Source organism: Bradyrhizobium sp. CCH5-F6, from assembly GCF_001556045.1.
Taxonomy (GTDB): domain Bacteria; phylum Pseudomonadota; class Alphaproteobacteria; order Rhizobiales; family Xanthobacteraceae; genus Bradyrhizobium.
Window position 1 is genome coordinate 1 of the sequence record NZ_LSIC01000137.1, and the last position, 15,846, is coordinate 15,846.

Below are 15,846 nucleotides of genomic sequence, written 5' to 3' on the forward strand. Positions count from 1 at the left end.
TGTCGTGCCCCCGACCCCGCCCGGCGTCCCCCCGGGCGGGGTCATTCGTTGCGCCAGAGCCGTTGTTGCACCCCCGTCACAAAGCAGTGCGAAGCAACCACCGCAGCGATCCAGACCAGTTGCAACTGCGAATTAATCGCAATAAGGCTAGCACAGGAACTTGGGACGAAGTCGCGCCGGATCGCCTGGACGACCGAGGCCTGATGACAGGGGCGCTGCGAATCGGCAGGGATAGCGGTTGCGGGGCGTGCGTTGTGACGTTGAGAAGTCAGAGATTCCGGTACTTGCGGACGGCCGCGGCGATTGCCACGGGCGCGCTGGCTTTTCCCGCCACAGGCACCGCGGCCGATCTGCCGCTGAAGGCGCCGGCGCTGAGAGTGGTCTACGACTGGACAGGCCTCTATATCGGTGCGCATGCCGGCTTCACCCGCGGCACATCCGCGGCAACGCTGGCCGATCCCACCGTCGCGACCGACAATCACGTGTTCAACGGCATGACCGGAGGCGTCCAGGCCGGCTACAATTGGCGCCTCAACTCAGGTTTCCTGCTCGGCGTCGAAGGCGATATCTCCTTCCCGAACTACCTCCCCTCCAACCACGTCGTGTCATCGGCGGCGACCGTCCTATCGAGCGCGGAGGAGCGCTGGGATTATGTCGCGAGCCTGCGCGCGCGGCTCGGCTATGCCAGCGGCAACTGGCTGTTTTACGCGACCGGCGGCGCGGCCTTCGCCGGCGAGCGCTTTCTCTCGACGCCGACCGGCGGGACCGAAGAGAAAGTGTTGCATACGCGCTTCGGCTGGACTGCCGGCGGCGGCGCCGAATACGCCTTCGCGCCGCACTGGAGCGCGCGGCTCGAATATCTCTACAGCAAGTTCGAGAACGCCAACGTCACCTTCCCCTCGGGGGGGCAATATTCGTCGTCGATGGATTTTCACAGCCTGCGCCTCGGCCTCAATCGCAAGATCGATTGGCCGGGCGTGCCGACCTACGACCCGAAATCCGACGTCACCGACACCGAGTCCAGCCGCTGGGAGATTCACGGCCAGTCGACCGTGCTCGGGCAGGGCTACCCGGCGTTCCGCGCGCCCTATACCGGACCGAACAGCCTGCTGCCGTCGCCGGATTTTCAGCAGACCTGGAGCAATTCGCTCTATCTGAATGCGCGGCTGTGGGACGGCGGCGAGGTCTATTTCAATCCCGAGCTGCTCCAGGGCTTCGGCTTCAACAACACGACGGGCGCCGCAGGCTTCCCCAACGGCGAAGCGCAGAAGTCCGGCTTTCCCTATCCGCACTTCAACGCCTCGCGGCTGTTCGTGCGCCACACCTTCGGCTTCGGCGGCGAGCAGGAGGAGCTCGCCAGCGGCCAGCTTCAGCTCGCCGGCAAGGTCGACGTCTCGCGGCTGACCTTGCAGGTCGGCAAATTCTCGGTGGTCGACGTGTTCGACGGCAATGCCTACGCGCACGATCCGCGCAAGGATTTCATGAACTGGTCGATCTGGGCATCCGGCGCCTTCGACTATGCCGCCGACAAGCTCGGCCTCGGCTATGGCGCCACCGCCGAATTGAACCAGAAGCAATGGGCGCTGCGCGGCGGCTACTTCCTGATGGATGCCGTCTCCAACTCCAGCAATTTCGACATGAATATCGGCCGTCGCGGCGAGTACGTCGCGGAGCTCGAGTTGCGCTATTCGCTGTTCGGCCAGCCCGGCAAGCTGCGCACGCTCGGGTTCGTCAACAGTGCGTTCTCCGGCAGCTATCGCGAGACGCTGGACAATCCCGCATTCGGCGTGGACATCAGCCAGACCCGCCGCGGCCGCCTCAAATACGGCTACGCGTTCAACCTCGAACAGGCCATCACCGGCGACATCGGCGTGTTCGGCCGCTGGAGCTGGAACGACGGCCGCAACGAGATCATGGCCTTCACGGACATCGATCGCAGCCTGTCCGGCGGCGTCTCCGTCAAAGGTACGACATGGGGCCGGCCCGACGACGTGGTCGCGATCGCCGGCGCCGTCAACGCCCTGTCGCAGGATCACCGCGACTTCATCGCCGCCGGCGGTCTCGGCCCGCTGATCGGCGACGGCCGGCTCAACTACCGCCGCGAACGCGTGCTGGAGACCTACTACGCCTATGCGCTGAACAAGAATCTCACCTTCACCGCCGACTACCAGCTCATCGTCAATCCCGCCTACAACGCGGACCGTGGACCGGTATCGGTGTTCTCGGGACGGCTCCACGGGGAATTCTGAGCGGGGCTCCGCCACTACGCGGCGCGGATCGCCTCCAGGAATTTGCCGACCTCGACCTTGAGACGGCTGCTCTCGCCGGAGAGCGATCTCGCCGACGCGAGCACGTTGGAGGAGGCCGATCCGGTCTGGCTCGCGCCGCGCTGCACGTCGACGATGCTGGCGGAGACCTGCTGGGTGCCGCGCGCGGCCTGCTGCACGTTGCGTGAAATCTCCCGCGTCGCCGCGCCCTGCTCCTCGACCGCCGAGGCGATCGCGGAGGCGATCTCGGACATGCGCGTAATGGTGTCGCCGATCGCCTTGATGGCGCCGACCGAATCCTCCGTCGCGCTCTGGATCCCCGCGATCTGCTGACTGATCTCGCCGGTGGCCTTGGCGGTCTGCTCGGCCAGCGCCTTGACCTCGGAGGCGACGACGGCAAAGCCGCGCCCGGCCTCGCCGGCGCGCGCCGCCTCGATGGTGGCATTGAGGGCCAGAAGATTGGTCTGGCCCGCGATCTGGCTGATGAGCTCGACGACGTCGCCGATGCGGCCCGCGGCCCTGGCGAGTTCGCCGACATGGTCGTTGGTGCGCCCGGCCTGCTGCACCGCCTCGCCGGCGATGCGCGCGGAGTCCTGGACCTGGCGGCTGATCTCGTCGACCGACGAGGCCATCTCCTCGGCCGCAGCGGCGACGGTCTGCACGTTCGTGGAGGCCTGTTCGGAGGCGGCCGCGACGGTCGCGGTGACCGTTTCCGATTGCGCGGCGGTGCTCGTCAGCGTTCCCGCAGACGCTTCCAGCTCCGAGGAGGCCGACGAGACCGTGTTGATCACGTCGCCGATCATGGCTTCGAATTCGCGCGCAATCTGATCCATGCGCTGGCTGCGCTTGAGCTTCGCGTCCGCTTCGACCGCGGCAGCCTCGTCAGCGGCCTTCTTGGCGAGCAGCGAATCCTTGAAGTGCTGGAGCGAGCCCGCGACCTGGCCGATCTCGTCGTTGCGGCCCGTCGCCGGGACTTCGACCTCGTGCTGTCCGGCGGCAAGCGCGCCGATCACGTCGGCGATCCGACCGAGCGGGGTCACCACGCGCCGGCGCAGCATCACGGTCACGGCACCGAGCGTCCCGAGCAGCGCCAACACCGCTACACCGGCCAGCGCAAGCATTGCCAGTGCGCCGCCGCGCGCGGCCGAAGCGCGCTCGGCCGCTTCCGCCAGCGCGGCATCGCGCACGCCGTAGAACATCTGGATGGCCGGCACGATGACCTTCGCCAGCTCTTCCGCGGTAGCGCCGTACTTGCCGTCGCTCCGGGCTGCAGGAAGCTCCTTGTCCACGGCAACCGCGGCCTGTCCAAAATAGGATTCCGTTGCCGCCTTCAGCGCGGCAGCGATGCGAGAGGGACTTCCGAGCATGTCGATCCCGGCCTCGATGCGCTCGCGGTCGGCCTCGACGCGCCCCTGCATGCGGTCCATCAGCGACAGTTCGGCCGCGGTGAGCGGACGTCGCGCGGAGAGCGCCGGGGACAGCGTGGCCGCGCGGTTGCCGGCCGAAACCCGCAGATCCTGCGCCGTTCGCGCCAGGCTCAGGAGCGCCGCCAGCGAGGAATCGGCATTGACGACCTTCGCTTCGAGCCGGTTCATGACCGGTTCGATGCTGCCGAGGACCTCGGCAACGCCGGGCAGAAAGCCCTTTGTCGCGGTGCTGTCGCGCGCCGCCAGAGGAACGCTCATCGCGCGATCCGCAGCGGTTGTGATCTCCTTCAGCCGCCGCGCGGCGCGGTCCAGATGCTCGGCGATCGCTCCGCCGTCGTCCAGCACCATGACGGCGCGCCGTGCGGCGTCGAAGCCCGCCTCGGCCGCTTTCGCAGCCTTCGCGGCAGCTTCGAGCTGCGCCTGCGTCGCAGCGCCTTCCTGGAAGATCGGTCCGATGTAAGGAGCACGAAGGCTGGCGACGTGCTGGCTGACCATTAGGGTCGCACCAAAGGCATCGACGGTCTTGATCGCGTCGGAACGGTTCATGAAGATGCGCGTCTGCGGTATCAGCACCTCGGCGCCAAGGATGACCGCAAATACCGTCACCGTCAGCATCGACAGCGCGAAAAGCTTCCCGATCCGCATCCTGGGTTCCCCGACCACATTTCTGCAATGTCGAAAACCTAGCGGGCGGCCACTAAGGGCGCGTTAAGCAAACATCCGTAGTTCCGCGGATTGTCAGGCCGTCCCGGACGGCCGTCGGGAACTGTCGGCCGCCAGTTCCCGGGGCCCGAATGCGCCGAAAGAGCCAGCATCTCCTCGCCCGACTACCTATATTGATGGCTTGCGCCGCCACCGGCCGCACTCACTTACCTCCGGAACCTCAATGCTCTGGCTCGAACTCGCCATCGTCGTCGTCCTGATCGTCATCAACGGCCTGCTCTCCATGTCCGAGCTGGCGGTGGTCTCGTCGCGTCCGGCGCGGCTGTCGCTGCTCGCGGCCAAGGGCGTGCGCGGCGCCGAGCGGGCGCTGACACTGGCGGCCGATCCCGGCAAGTTCCTGTCGACGGTGCAGATCGGCATTACGCTGGTCGGCGTGCTCTCAGGCGCGTTCTCGGGCGCAACGCTCGGGCAGCGGCTGACGCAATGGCTGCTCGAGCTCGGCCTGTCCAAGGGCATCGCCGACATCGTCGGTGTCGGCATCGTGGTCACGCTCATCACCTACGCCACGCTGATCGTCGGCGAGCTTGTGCCGAAACAGGTGGCGCTGCGCGATCCCGAAAGCATCGCAGTCAGGGTCGCGCCCGCGATGCAGGTACTGGCGAGGATTTCGCTGCCGCTCGTCTTCCTGCTCGACATCTCCGGCAAGCTGATCCTCACCCTGCTGGGCCGCGGCGGCAAGGCGGAGGAGAAGGTCTCGGAGGACGAGATCCATCACCTCGTCAGCGAAGCGGAGAGCGCGGGTGTGCTCGAGCCGGGCGAGAAGGAGATGATCGCGGGTGTGTTGCGGCTCGGCGACCGCCCGGTCGGCGCCGTCATGACGCCGCGCACGGAGGTCGACGAGATCGACCTGAACGACGATCCCGCCGCCATCCGGGAGATCATCGCCAAAAGCCCGCATTCGCGCTTTCCCGTCTCCGACGGCGACCGCGACAAGCCGATCGGCGTGCTCCAGGCCAAGGACCTGCTGATTGCCTATATGAACGAGCGTGCGCCGGATTTGCGTGCGCTCGTGCGCGAGGCGCCTGGCATCCCGGTGTCGGCAGATGCGCGCGACGTGCTGACCATCCTGAAAGCTGCGCCGGTTCACGTCGGCCTGGTCTACGACGAATACGGCGCCTTCGAAGGCATGGTGACGGCCTCCGACATATTGGAATCGATCGTCGGGGCCTTCCATTCCGAGGCGCGCCGACGATTCGCTCCTGATCTCCGGCTGGATGCCGGTCGACGAATTCGGCGATCTGCTCGGCGTCGAATTGCCGCCGCACCGCTACAACACCGTAGCGGGCCTGGTGCTGCAACAGTTCAACGCGCTCCCCAACGCCGGCGATTCCTTCGATTTTCGCGGCTGGCACATCGAGGTGGTCGATCTCGACGGACGCAGGATCGACAAGATCCTGGCGACCCGCCGGGGCGAGCAGGTGGCGGCGTGAGCTGAAATCCCCGCCGTCCTTCCCGACAAGCGCAAAGCCCTCACCCGAACCTCACCCCGATCCGCTTTTCCTTTCGCCAGACCACGGTGCAGGATCGATGCGCGCCGTCGGCCTGGACGATCAGGGTGAAATGCTCGGGGATGCCGATGGGGCTGGTAACGTCGAGTGCGGCGCCATGATCGGAGAGATTGCGAACGGTGCAGTCGATCGCGCCGCCGCCGAACTCGATGGTTCCGGCCTTCAGCACCCGATGTCGGGCCTTGCTGCGTCGCTCGTCCATGGGCGGAATTTACACCCAAAGTTGAACCAAAGGTTAAGTGCCAGCGGCGAGCGCGATGAAGTTACGCGGCCGGCATCCTACAGCGCCGGCTGGAACGTCTCCGCACGGGCCATCCGCCAGGCGTCGCGGAAGCGCGGATCTTCCGTGCCCTCGAGCAGTTCGCCCGGGCGCAGCGCTGGATAGAGCTGCGCGAAGGACTGCACGTTGGTCGTCGACGTCCGCTGGCTGAAATGGACCGGGCGCAGCTGCTGCGGATGTTCGAGGCCGGCCGCGGCGATCAGCTCGGCCAGCGAGTGCAGCGTCGCGTGGTGGTAATTGTGCACGCGGTCGATCTTGAGCGGCACGTAGAGCGCGCGCGCCCGAGTCGGATCCTGCGTCGCGACGCCCGTCGGACAGCGGTCGGTGTGGCAGCTCAGCGACTGGATGCAGCCCAGCGAGAACATGAAGCCGCGCGCCGAATTGCACCAGTCCGCTCCGATCGCCATCGCGCGCGCCATGTCGAAGGCGGTGGCGATCTTGCCGGAGGCGCCGATCTTGATGCGGTCGCGCGCATTGATGCCGACCAGCGCGTTGTGGACGAAGTTGACTCCTTCGCGCATCGGCATGCCCAGATGGTCCATGAACTCCAGCGGCGCGGCGCCGGTGCCGCCCTCGTTGCCGTCGACGACGATGAAGTCCGGATAGATCCCGGTCTCCAGCATCGCCTTGCAGATCGCCAGGAATTCCCAGGGATGGCCGATGCACAACTTGAAGCCGGTCGGCTTGCCGCCGCACAGGCGCCGCATCTCCGCGATGAACTGCATCATGCCAACGGGCGTGGAGAAGGCGCGGTGCGAGGCCGGCGAGATGCAGTCCTCGCCCATCGCCACGCCGCGGATCTTCGAAATCTCCTCCGAGACCTTGGCCGCCGGCAGCACGCCACCATGGCCGGGCTTGGCGCCCTGACTGACCTTGAGCTCGACCATCTTGATCTGGTCTTCGCAGGCGACGCGCGCGAACGCTTCGGGATCGAAGGTGCCATCGAGATGACGGCAGCCGAAATAGCCCGAGCCGATCTCCCAGATGATGTCGCCGCCCATCTCGCGGTGATAGGGACTGACGCCGCCCTCACCGGTGTCATGCGCGAAGCCGCCCTTCCTGGCGCCGGCATTCAGCGCCCGCACCGCGTTGGGGCTGAGCGCGCCAAAGCTCATCGCCGAGATGTTGAACACCGAGGCCGAATAGGGCTTCTTGCAGTCGGGGCCGCCGATGGTAACGCGGAATTTCTCCTTGGCGTTCGCCTTCGGCGCGACCGAGTGATGCATCCACTCGTAGCCCTCGCGATAGACGTCCTCCTGGGTGCCGAACGGGCGCTTGTCGAGCTCCATCTTGGCGCGCTGATAGACCACCGCGCGGGTGTCGCGCGAGAACGGCATGCCGTCCTTCTCGCTCTCGAAGAAATATTGCCGCATCTCGGGCCGGATTTCTTCGAGCAGGAAGCGGATATGCGCGGAGATCGGGTAGTTGCGCAGCACCGCGTGGCTCTTCTGCAGGAGATCGCGGATGCCGAGCAACGTCAGGGCGCCGAAGATCAGGATCGGGATCAGCAGGATGTCGAAGATCTTGCCGTCCGCGATGCCGATGCCGATCAGCAGCGCGGTGACCACCGCGCAGATCGTCAGCACGATGAAGCGCGGCGAGAAAGGCAGCAGCAGGGTTTCCATGATCCCCTCTTCCGCCAGCGGCAGGCGTTTGGGGGCGCCCTGCGTCTTGTCGTCGTCGGCCACGATTCCCATCCTCTCGCCAGCATGAGGCGTCACGATACGCCCCCGCCCGTCATACGGATATGACGCGGCCGTTGTTTCAGGCTAGCGAATTCGGCCGAGACAAATCAATCAGGCCGAGGGACTGGCTGCTGCAGTGCAGCAGAAGGGGTGACCGGCATCCATGCCCCACAGGACCTGACGACTGAAGGAAAGCCGTCACTCCGAGCCTTCGTATAGCCACGGCCCATGGGCATCGGCCCCGGATCGGCGGGCGCTTGCGCGCGCTGGTCCGGGACGACGGCTGAGTGGATGTCTAGCGGTTCGGCATCGCCCGAGCTTACCGCTCGACGAACGCCTTCTCGATCACGAAATGACCGGGCTTGTTGCCGCTTCCCTCGACGAAGTCGCGGCTCTCGAACATCGCCTTCAGCTCTTCGAGCATGGCCGGGCTGCCGCACATCATGATGCGGTCCGTCTCGATGTCGAGCGGGCCCTGGCCGATGTCGTTGAAGATCTGCTCGGAGCTGATGAGGTCGGTGATGCGGCCGCGGTTCTTGAAGGGCTCGCGGGTCACGGTCGGGTAGTAGACCAGCTTGTCCGCGAGCAGCTCGCCGAACAGCTCATCCTCGCGCAAGGTCGCGACGAGCTTCTCGCCATAGGCGAGCTCGGAGACCTGGCGGCAGCCATGCACCAGCACGATGCTCTCGAACTGGTCGTAGACCTCGGGATCCTTGATCAGGCTCGCGAACGGCGCGAGGCCCGTGCCGGTCGAGAGCAGCATCAGCCGCTTGCCGGGAAGCAGATTGTCGGTGATCAGCGTGCCGGTCGCCTTGCGGCCGACCAGGATGGTGTCGCCTTCCTTGATCTTCTGGAGGCGCGAGGTCAGCGGGCCGTCCTGAACCTTGATCGAGAAGAACTCGAGCTCTTCCTCGTGGTTGGCGCTCGCCATGCTGTAGGCGCGCAGCAGCGGACGGCCGTCGACCTCGAGACCGATCATGGCGAACTGACCGTTCTGGAAGCGGAAGCCGGTATCGCGCGTGGCGCGGAAGCTGAACAGCGTGTCGGTCCAATGCTGGACTGAAAGAACCTTCTCTCGGTAAAACGCGCTCATGATTTCGATATTCCGAATAGCTGCGGTTTCGGGCAAAAGCGTTGCCCGGCCCTGAAACGGGGGCGGACACCATCTGCCATGGCGGAGGATTTCGCGTGTGTGATCTACGCCATTGAGACCAATAATCAACCTCGTTTCGGATGCAATTGATGCCGGTCAAACCGGCATTTGCGGCAGAACTGGTCACGTCCTTCATGAATTTGCCGCCCGGCAGCCGGAGACGGCAATTTCCTTCCCTCTCGAGGCCCGGTTGGAGCACTTAATTTCCGCCGGGCTCGCGAGAATTTCATTAAGAATAGCTCTGATTTTCCTCCGGATTGGCGCCACTTCCCGCGCTTTTGCGGCTTTTGGCGACACTAGAGACGAATAACCATGGCAGACCGCGAGCGGATCTTCGTCCAGGCGATCAGGCGCTATTGCGCGCAACGTGGGATCACGGTCGATGTGCGTCCCGGCGGCTGGTTGATCGCAATGCGCCGCGGAGCGAGGCGCCACTTCGCTTTCGGCTACGACATCGGCCTCAACAGCGCCATCGCCCACCGCCTCGCCAACGACAAGTCGGCGACATCAGAGGCGCTGGCGCTCGAGGGGGTGCCGTGCGTCCCCCATCATCTCTTCCTCAATCCGAAAATGGGTGTCCATGTCGCCGGCGCCGATTGGCGCCGGAGGATGCAAGCGCTGCTCGCGCAGCATCCGCAAGGCGTGGTGGTGAAGCCGAACCAGGGAACGTCGGGACGCTCGGTGTTCAAGGTGACGACCGAGGCGGAACTCGATCACGCGGTCGACGACGTTTTCTCGATGAGCGCAGGACTGGTGATCTCGCCCTATCTGGCGATCGAACACGAGGTCCGTGTCGTGCAACTCGGTGATCTGCCTCTGGTCGTCTACGGCAAGCAGCGTGGCTCGGATTGGCGGCACAATCTCGACGCCGCCGCAAGGCCCGTGCTGCTGGAGGACGGCGAGGTTCGAACGGCTTGCGTGAAACTCGCGGCCGATGCCGCAAGCGCCATCGGCATCGCCTTCGCGTCGATCGACGTGGTGCGTGTCGACGGCGAATGGAAAGTGCTCGAGATCAATTCCGGCGTGATGATGGAAGCGCTGGGCAAGCTGCATCCTGAACTGGTGCAGGCAACCTATGACGCGGCGCTGGACCGGGTGTTCGGGGAAGATCAGCGGATGTTCCAGTTGTGAAATGGAACGCAGCGATCTAGCCTTGAGGCCGTGCACAGCAGATGCGGCCTGCACGTTGTTGTCAGCGGCGGCTGCATCAATGATCGTCAAAGAATCAAAGAGGGGAACGCCATGAGCGGCAACGTCAATCGCCAGATTCTGCTGGTGGAGAAGCCCAGCGGCAAGCTCGGCCCCGAACATTTCAAGATGGTGGAGGGCACAATGCCGGAGCCGAAGGACGGCGAGGCCTTGCTGCGCGTGCGCTACATCTCGCTCGATGCCGCCAACCGCGCCTGGATGCACGGCGCGACCTATCGTTCGGCCGTCGAGGCCAACAGCGTGATGGCCGGCGGCGCCATCGCCGAGGTCGTCAGCTCGAAGGCGCCGGGGCTTGCGCCCGGCGACATCGTGTTCGGCGACACCGGCTGGCAGGAATTCGCCGCGGTGCCGGCGAAGCACCTCACCAAGATGCCGAAGCTCGAGCCGATGACGCACCTGCTCAGCGTGTTCGGCATCGCCGGCCTCACCGCCTATTTCGGCCTGCTGGAGATCGGCAAGCCCAGGGAAGGCGAGACGGTCGTGGTCTCGGCTGCCGCGGGCTCGGTCGGCTCGATCGTCGGGCAGATCGCGAAGATCAAGGGATGCCGCGTCATCGGCATCGCCGGCGGTGCCGACAAGTGCAAATGGCTGACGTCCGAGCTCGGCTTCGATGCCGCCGTCGACTACAAGGACGGCGCGGTGTTCAAGGCGCTGCGTGCAGCGGCACCGAAAGGCATCGACGTCTATTTCGACAATGTCGGCGGCGACATCCTCGAAGCGTGCCTGCCGCAGATGAACAATTACGGCCGCATCGCCTGCTGCGGCGCGATATCGCAATATGACGGCGTCCCTGCCGCGCATGGTCCGCGGGGCGTGCCGGGGCTGATCGTGGTGAAGCGGCTCGTCATGCAGGGCTTCATCGTGATGGACTACATGAAGGACAGCCAGCGCGCGCTCGCCGACCTCCAGGCCTGGGTCAAGTCCGGCAAGCTGAAAGTGCAGGAGGACATCATCGACGGCCTCGAGAATACCCCGAAGGCGCTGATCGGCTTGCTCGCGGGCGAGAACCGCGGCAAGCGCATGGTCAAGCTCTGACGGCGCAATTGCGCCGGCATAATTGACTTGCGGGTGAAGCCAAAGCGGCCAAAGATGCGCGCGCGAGGCATCACTCGCGACGATTGCGCTTACATCACATTTTGAGAACCGTCGGCGTTCCCGACAGGGCAGGAATTCACTCAGATGTTCAACACGTTGAAACATGCATCAACGCGCACGGCGTTGCTCGCGGCCGCGCTCTTCGCAATTGCAACAGGCGCCTTCGCGCAGGCGCCGACCGAGGCGCAGAAGAGCGCCATTCGGTCCGCGTGTCGCTCGGATTTCATGGCGCACTGCTCGAGCGTGACACCCGGCGGAGCGGAAGCGGTTCAATGTCTGGCGAAGAACATGTCCAGCCTGTCGCCGGGATGCCAAACCGCGGTGCGCGCGATCGAACCGCCCGCGGCTCCCAAGGCCGAAGCCGCTCCCGCCGCACCGAAGACCGAAGCTGCCCCCAAGGAGGCGGCACCGAAGGACGCGGCACCCAAGGCGGAGCCAGCGCCGGCATCGGCCGCGCCAAAAGCCGAATCCGCGCCCGCTGCGAAGCCGGCCGCGGCAGCAGCAGCGCCGAAGGCGGCTGCCCCCAAGCCGCCGAGCAGCGCGCAACTGGCCGCGATCAAGAGCGCTTGCCGCGGCGATTATCCCAAGGTGTGCGCCAGCGTGCCGCCGGGCGGCGCCCCCGCGCTCGAATGCCTGGAGAAGAACAAGGCCAAGGTTTCGCCGGCCTGCGAGAAGGCCGTAAGCGCGGCATCCGGGAGTGCTGCGGCTGCGGCCCCGGCCGCGCCGGCTTCCGGCGCTGCACCGGCTGCAGCGACACCGGCTCCCGCACCGGCCGTGATCGTGTTGCGGCCGCTGCGGCCACGCGAAGAGCTGTTCATCGTCCAGTCCGCATGCCGCGAGGATGTTCGCACGCTGTGCGGCAGCGTGACGCCAGGTGGCGGCCGGATCATCCAATGCGTTGCCAGCAATGCCGCCTCGCTGTCACCCGCCTGCAGGGACGTGCTGGCACCGTTCGCGGCACGATAAGGCGTTAGGTCCACCAATGACGTCTGTCACCGTCGAAGAGGTTGAATTGCTCTCGTTCTTCGGGGTGGTGCCCAAGTTGAGAGACCCCGGCGAGCCATGGATTTACAACGATGCTCTGTACGAAGCATCCGTAGAAGGATCGAGCGTATCGTTTGCCCTTGCGCCCTCTTACAAGGACGTTCGTCTTATCGTCACAAGCAATGACACGGCAATCTACGAGTTCAATGGCGTCGGAGTTCATGACGTCAGATATCACAGCGACGGAGGCCGAGAGACGCTGGAGGTCCAAATCAATGAGCGTGACCGCCTGTGGCTTAAGATCAGGCCATCCATTCGAGTCCAGCATGAATCGCGCAAGGCGCACCAAATTGCAGACATTTGAACTTCAATCACAACAAGACCGGGAGAAAGACATGCGTGCATTGCTGCTGATCGCCTCTGCCCTCCTCACCTTCGGCTGGTGAACGGGGTCTATGTGAAGCGCTGCGTCTGACACCCGGATGGTCAACCCGGCGTGGTTTGGCTATGGTTCGCGCTGAGGGTTTCGGATGCGCGCAAAACGTGTATCCGAAAAGCAGGCCTCGGCATGCCGCGCGCGGCAATAAATCCGCTGGCGCCGGACGCCGGAGCACATTAGTCTACCCCTAGATAGTAAGTATACTGTCAATTAGGGAGGCAGACGTTGCGGATCGCCGTGGTTGGCGGGGGGCCCGGTGGGCTCTACTTCGCCTATCTCTGGAAGAAACGTCACCCCGAGGATCAGGTCGACCTGTTCGAACAGAACCCGGCCGACGCGACCTGGGGCTTTGGCGTGGTGTTCTCGGACCAGGCGCTGGAATTCCTGCGCGCCGACGACCCCGAAACGGTCGATGCGATCGCGCCGCACATGGAAAGCTGGGAGAACATCACGCTGAACCTGCAGGGCGACAGCGTCGCCATCGACGGGGTCGGCTTCTCCTCGATCGGACGGCTCGAGCTGCTGAAATTCCTGCAGCAGCGCGCGCTCGACGTCGGCGTCACCCCACGCTTCGACACGCAGATCCACGGGATCGACCAGCTCAACGGCCACGACCTCATTGTCGCCGCCGATGGCTTGAACTCGCTGGTCCGCCGCGCCTTCGAAGGCGATTTCGGGACGTCGCTGTCCTACTCCTCCAACAAGTTCGTCTGGTACGGCACCTCGAAGCGTTTCGACACGCTGTCGCAGACCTTCGTGAAGACCGAGCGCGGCGCCTTCAACGCCCATCACTACCGCTATTCGGCGAACATGAGCACCTTCCTGGTCGAATGCGACCACGCCACGTGGCAGGCCTATGGCTTCGCCTACAAGGACGTCGAGCAGTCCAAGGGCGTCTGCGAGGAGGTGTTTGCCGATACGCTCGGCGGGCACTGCCTGGTCTCCAACAAATCGGTCTGGCGCAATTTTCCCTGGGTCTGGAACGAGCACTGGTCGTTCAAGAACATGGTGCTGGTCGGCGACGCGCTGCATTCGGCGCATTTCTCGATCGGCTCGGGCACGCGGCTCGCGATCGAGGACGCGATCGCGCTGGTCAAGGCGCTGGAATCGGATGCGCATCTTGCGACCGCGCTGCACCGCTATCAGGCCGCGCGCAAGCCCATCGTGCAGAAGCTCGTCAACGCCGCGCGCACCAGCGCGTTCTGGTACGAACACTTCGCCGAGCACATGAAGCTTCCCCTGATGGACTTCGCCTACAGCTACATCACGCGCTCCGGCCGCATCGACGATTCCCGGCTGCGGGCGATGTCGCCGGCCTTCATGGCGCGCTACGAGGCCGCGAAGAATGGCGGAGATGCGGCATGAGCAACGAGATCCGCGACTTGGTGCCCGCGGACGGCCCGGGCGTACGCGAAATCGGCTTTGCCGTTCCTGAAATTTACAATGCCAGCCGTGTGCTGTTCGACAATCTCGGCAAGGGCCGCGGCGACAAGCTCGCGCTGATCGGTCCGGCGGGCACACGCAGCTATGCCGAGCTCTGCGCCGAGGCTTGCCGCTGGGGCAACGGTTTTGCCTCCCTCGGCCTGAAGCGCGGCGACCGCGTGCTCCTGTTCCTGGACGACACGCCGGCCTATCCGGCCGCGTTCTTCGGCGCCGTGCGTGCCGGCTTCGTGCCGCTCCTGATCAACACGCTGACGCCGCCGGAGCTCCTGCAATTCTATCTCGCCGATTCCGCCGCGGCCGTGGCGGTCGCGGATGCCGAGTTCGCGGCGCGCTTCAATGCGGAGGCGTGCAAGGCGACCAGCCTGCACACGCTCATCGTCGTCAATGGCGAGGCGGGCGATCACGCCGCGCCGAGGGCGATCGCGGCGGCAGGCTGGCTCGCACAGTTCGCGCCCGAGCTGGCGGAAGCTCCGACGCATCGCGACGAGATGGCGTTCTGGATGTACTCCTCCGGCTCGACCGGACGGCCCAAGGGCATCGTGCATCTCCATCACGACATGGCCTACACCGATGCCGCCTTTGCCCAGAACGTGCTGAAGCTGACGCCAGATGACATCTGCTTCTCGGTGCCGAAGATCTTCTTTGCTTACGGCTTCGGCAATTCCGTCACCTTCCCGTTCTCTGCGGGCGCGGCGACGCTGCTGTTGCCGGGCCAGCCGAAGCCTGCCGCGATCTTCGCGGCGATCGAGCAATACAAGCCGACGGTCTTCTTCGGTCTGCCGACGCTCTATACATCGCTGACCAAGGCGGAAGGCGCGGACAAGACGAATTTCTCGTCGCTGCGCATGGCGCTCTCCGCCGCCGAGGTGCTCTCGGCCGAGGTCTTCAACGGCTGGAAGACGCTCACCGGACTAGAAATCGTCGAGGGCCTCGGCTCGACCGAGGTGCTGCACATCTATCTCTCCAACAACCCTGCGCAGAAGAAGCTCGGCGCCGCCGGCCTGCGCGTGCCCGGCTACGAGGTCGCGCTGCGCGACAAGGACGGAAACGACGTCGGCGACGGCGAGGAAGGCATCCTGTGGGTACGCGGCGATTCCAACACGCCGCTGTACTGGAACCGGCCCGACAAATCCGCGGAGACGATTCGCGACGGCGGGTGGATCTACACCGGCGACCGCTTCGTCCGCGATTCCGACGGCTTCCACTTCTTCCGCGGCCGCGCCGACGATCTCATCAAGATTTCCGGCCAGTGGGTCTATCCGCTCGAGGTCGAGCTGTGCCTCGCCGATCATCCGGATATCCGCGAATGCGCGGTGTTCGCGGCCGAATTGCCGGACCGGCGGATGACGCTGAAGGCCGTCGTGGTGATGAACAACCGCGCAGCCGACCAGGGCGAGGCGACGCGCAGGCTGCAGGATTATGTGAAGGGTAAGTTGTTGCCCTACAAATATCCGCGCGAGGTCATCTTCATCGACGAGCTGCCGAAGACGGGGACGGGCAAGATCGACCGGCAGGCGTTGCTGAGGATGTGAGACAACGGCGCTACCGCAGACTCGCTGTCGTCCCGGCGAAGGCCGGGACCCATAGCCACAGCTATCTGCCGTTGCATGACGCTGGGGCCACAGCGCGCTTC

The 15,846-nt window shown here is 65.2% G+C and carries 11 protein-coding genes and 1 pseudogene; 8 read left to right on the plus strand and 4 right to left on the minus strand.

Annotated features, from left to right (window positions below):
* Window positions 1-284 precede the first annotated feature (284 nt).
* Window positions 285-2,249: a carbohydrate porin gene (locus tag AX729_RS24720; protein ID WP_061026841.1), complete on the plus strand. Its 1,965-nt coding sequence runs from the start codon at window positions 285-287 to the stop codon at window positions 2,247-2,249.
* 14 nt (window positions 2,250-2,263) lie between these two features.
* On the opposite strand, the gene AX729_RS24725 is transcribed toward AX729_RS24720, so the two are convergent.
* The gene (locus AX729_RS24725; RefSeq protein ID WP_061026842.1) at window positions 2,264-4,339 is read right to left on the minus strand and encodes a methyl-accepting chemotaxis protein; all 2,076 of its coding nucleotides are present in this window, start codon (window positions 4,337-4,339) and stop codon (window positions 2,264-2,266) included.
* A 241-nt stretch (window positions 4,340-4,580) separates the two neighbouring features.
* Between AX729_RS24725 and AX729_RS24730 the strand changes: the two are divergent.
* A pseudogene (locus AX729_RS24730) lies at window positions 4,581-5,847 on the plus strand (hemolysin family protein).
* Window positions 5,848-5,887: 40 nt separating this feature from the next.
* Here the strand turns inward: AX729_RS24730 and AX729_RS24735 are convergent.
* The 3 genes from AX729_RS24735 to AX729_RS24745 form a co-directional block, all read right to left on the minus strand.
* Window positions 5,888-6,127: a PilZ domain-containing protein gene (locus tag AX729_RS24735; RefSeq protein ID WP_061026843.1), complete on the minus strand. Its 240-nt coding sequence runs from the start codon at window positions 6,125-6,127 to the stop codon at window positions 5,888-5,890.
* A 77-nt stretch (window positions 6,128-6,204) separates the two neighbouring features.
* On the minus strand, window positions 6,205-7,902 hold the full coding sequence (locus tag AX729_RS24740; protein WP_197433665.1) for an FMN-binding glutamate synthase family protein: 1,698 nt from the start codon (window positions 7,900-7,902) through the stop codon (window positions 6,205-6,207).
* Window positions 7,903-8,209: 307 nt separating this feature from the next.
* On the minus strand, window positions 8,210-8,983 hold the full coding sequence (locus AX729_RS24745) for a ferredoxin--NADP reductase (protein WP_035708352.1): 774 nt from the start codon (window positions 8,981-8,983) through the stop codon (window positions 8,210-8,212).
* 372 nt (window positions 8,984-9,355) lie between these two features.
* Here AX729_RS24745 and AX729_RS24750 point away from each other — a divergent pair, with 372 nt between their 5' ends.
* The 6 genes from AX729_RS24750 (at window position 9,356) to AX729_RS24775 (ending at window position 15,745) form a co-directional block, all read left to right on the plus strand.
* Entirely contained in the window at window positions 9,356-10,174 is an 819-nt protein-coding gene (locus AX729_RS24750) for an ATP-grasp domain-containing protein (RefSeq protein WP_061026844.1), read from the plus strand.
* 111 nt (window positions 10,175-10,285) lie between these two features.
* On the plus strand, window positions 10,286-11,287 hold the full coding sequence (locus AX729_RS24755) for an NADP-dependent oxidoreductase (RefSeq protein WP_061026845.1): 1,002 nt from the start codon (window positions 10,286-10,288) through the stop codon (window positions 11,285-11,287).
* Between the two features lie 144 nt (window positions 11,288-11,431).
* Window positions 11,432-12,313 (plus strand): cysteine rich repeat-containing protein, encoded by an 882-nt coding sequence (locus tag AX729_RS24760; RefSeq protein WP_061026846.1) that lies wholly within the window; start codon window positions 11,432-11,434, stop codon window positions 12,311-12,313.
* Window positions 12,314-12,329: 16 nt separating this feature from the next.
* A complete protein-coding gene (locus AX729_RS24765; RefSeq protein WP_061026847.1) occupies window positions 12,330-12,695 on the plus strand; it encodes a hypothetical protein in 366 nt (121 codons plus the stop codon).
* 300 nt (window positions 12,696-12,995) lie between these two features.
* Window positions 12,996-14,135 (plus strand): FAD-dependent monooxygenase, encoded by a 1,140-nt coding sequence (locus AX729_RS24770; RefSeq protein WP_061026848.1) that lies wholly within the window; start codon window positions 12,996-12,998, stop codon window positions 14,133-14,135.
* A complete protein-coding gene (locus tag AX729_RS24775; protein ID WP_061026849.1) occupies window positions 14,132-15,745 on the plus strand; it encodes a benzoate-CoA ligase family protein in 1,614 nt (537 codons plus the stop codon). The genes AX729_RS24770 and AX729_RS24775 overlap by 4 nt, the downstream gene beginning before the upstream one ends.
* Window positions 15,746-15,846 lie beyond the last annotated feature (101 nt).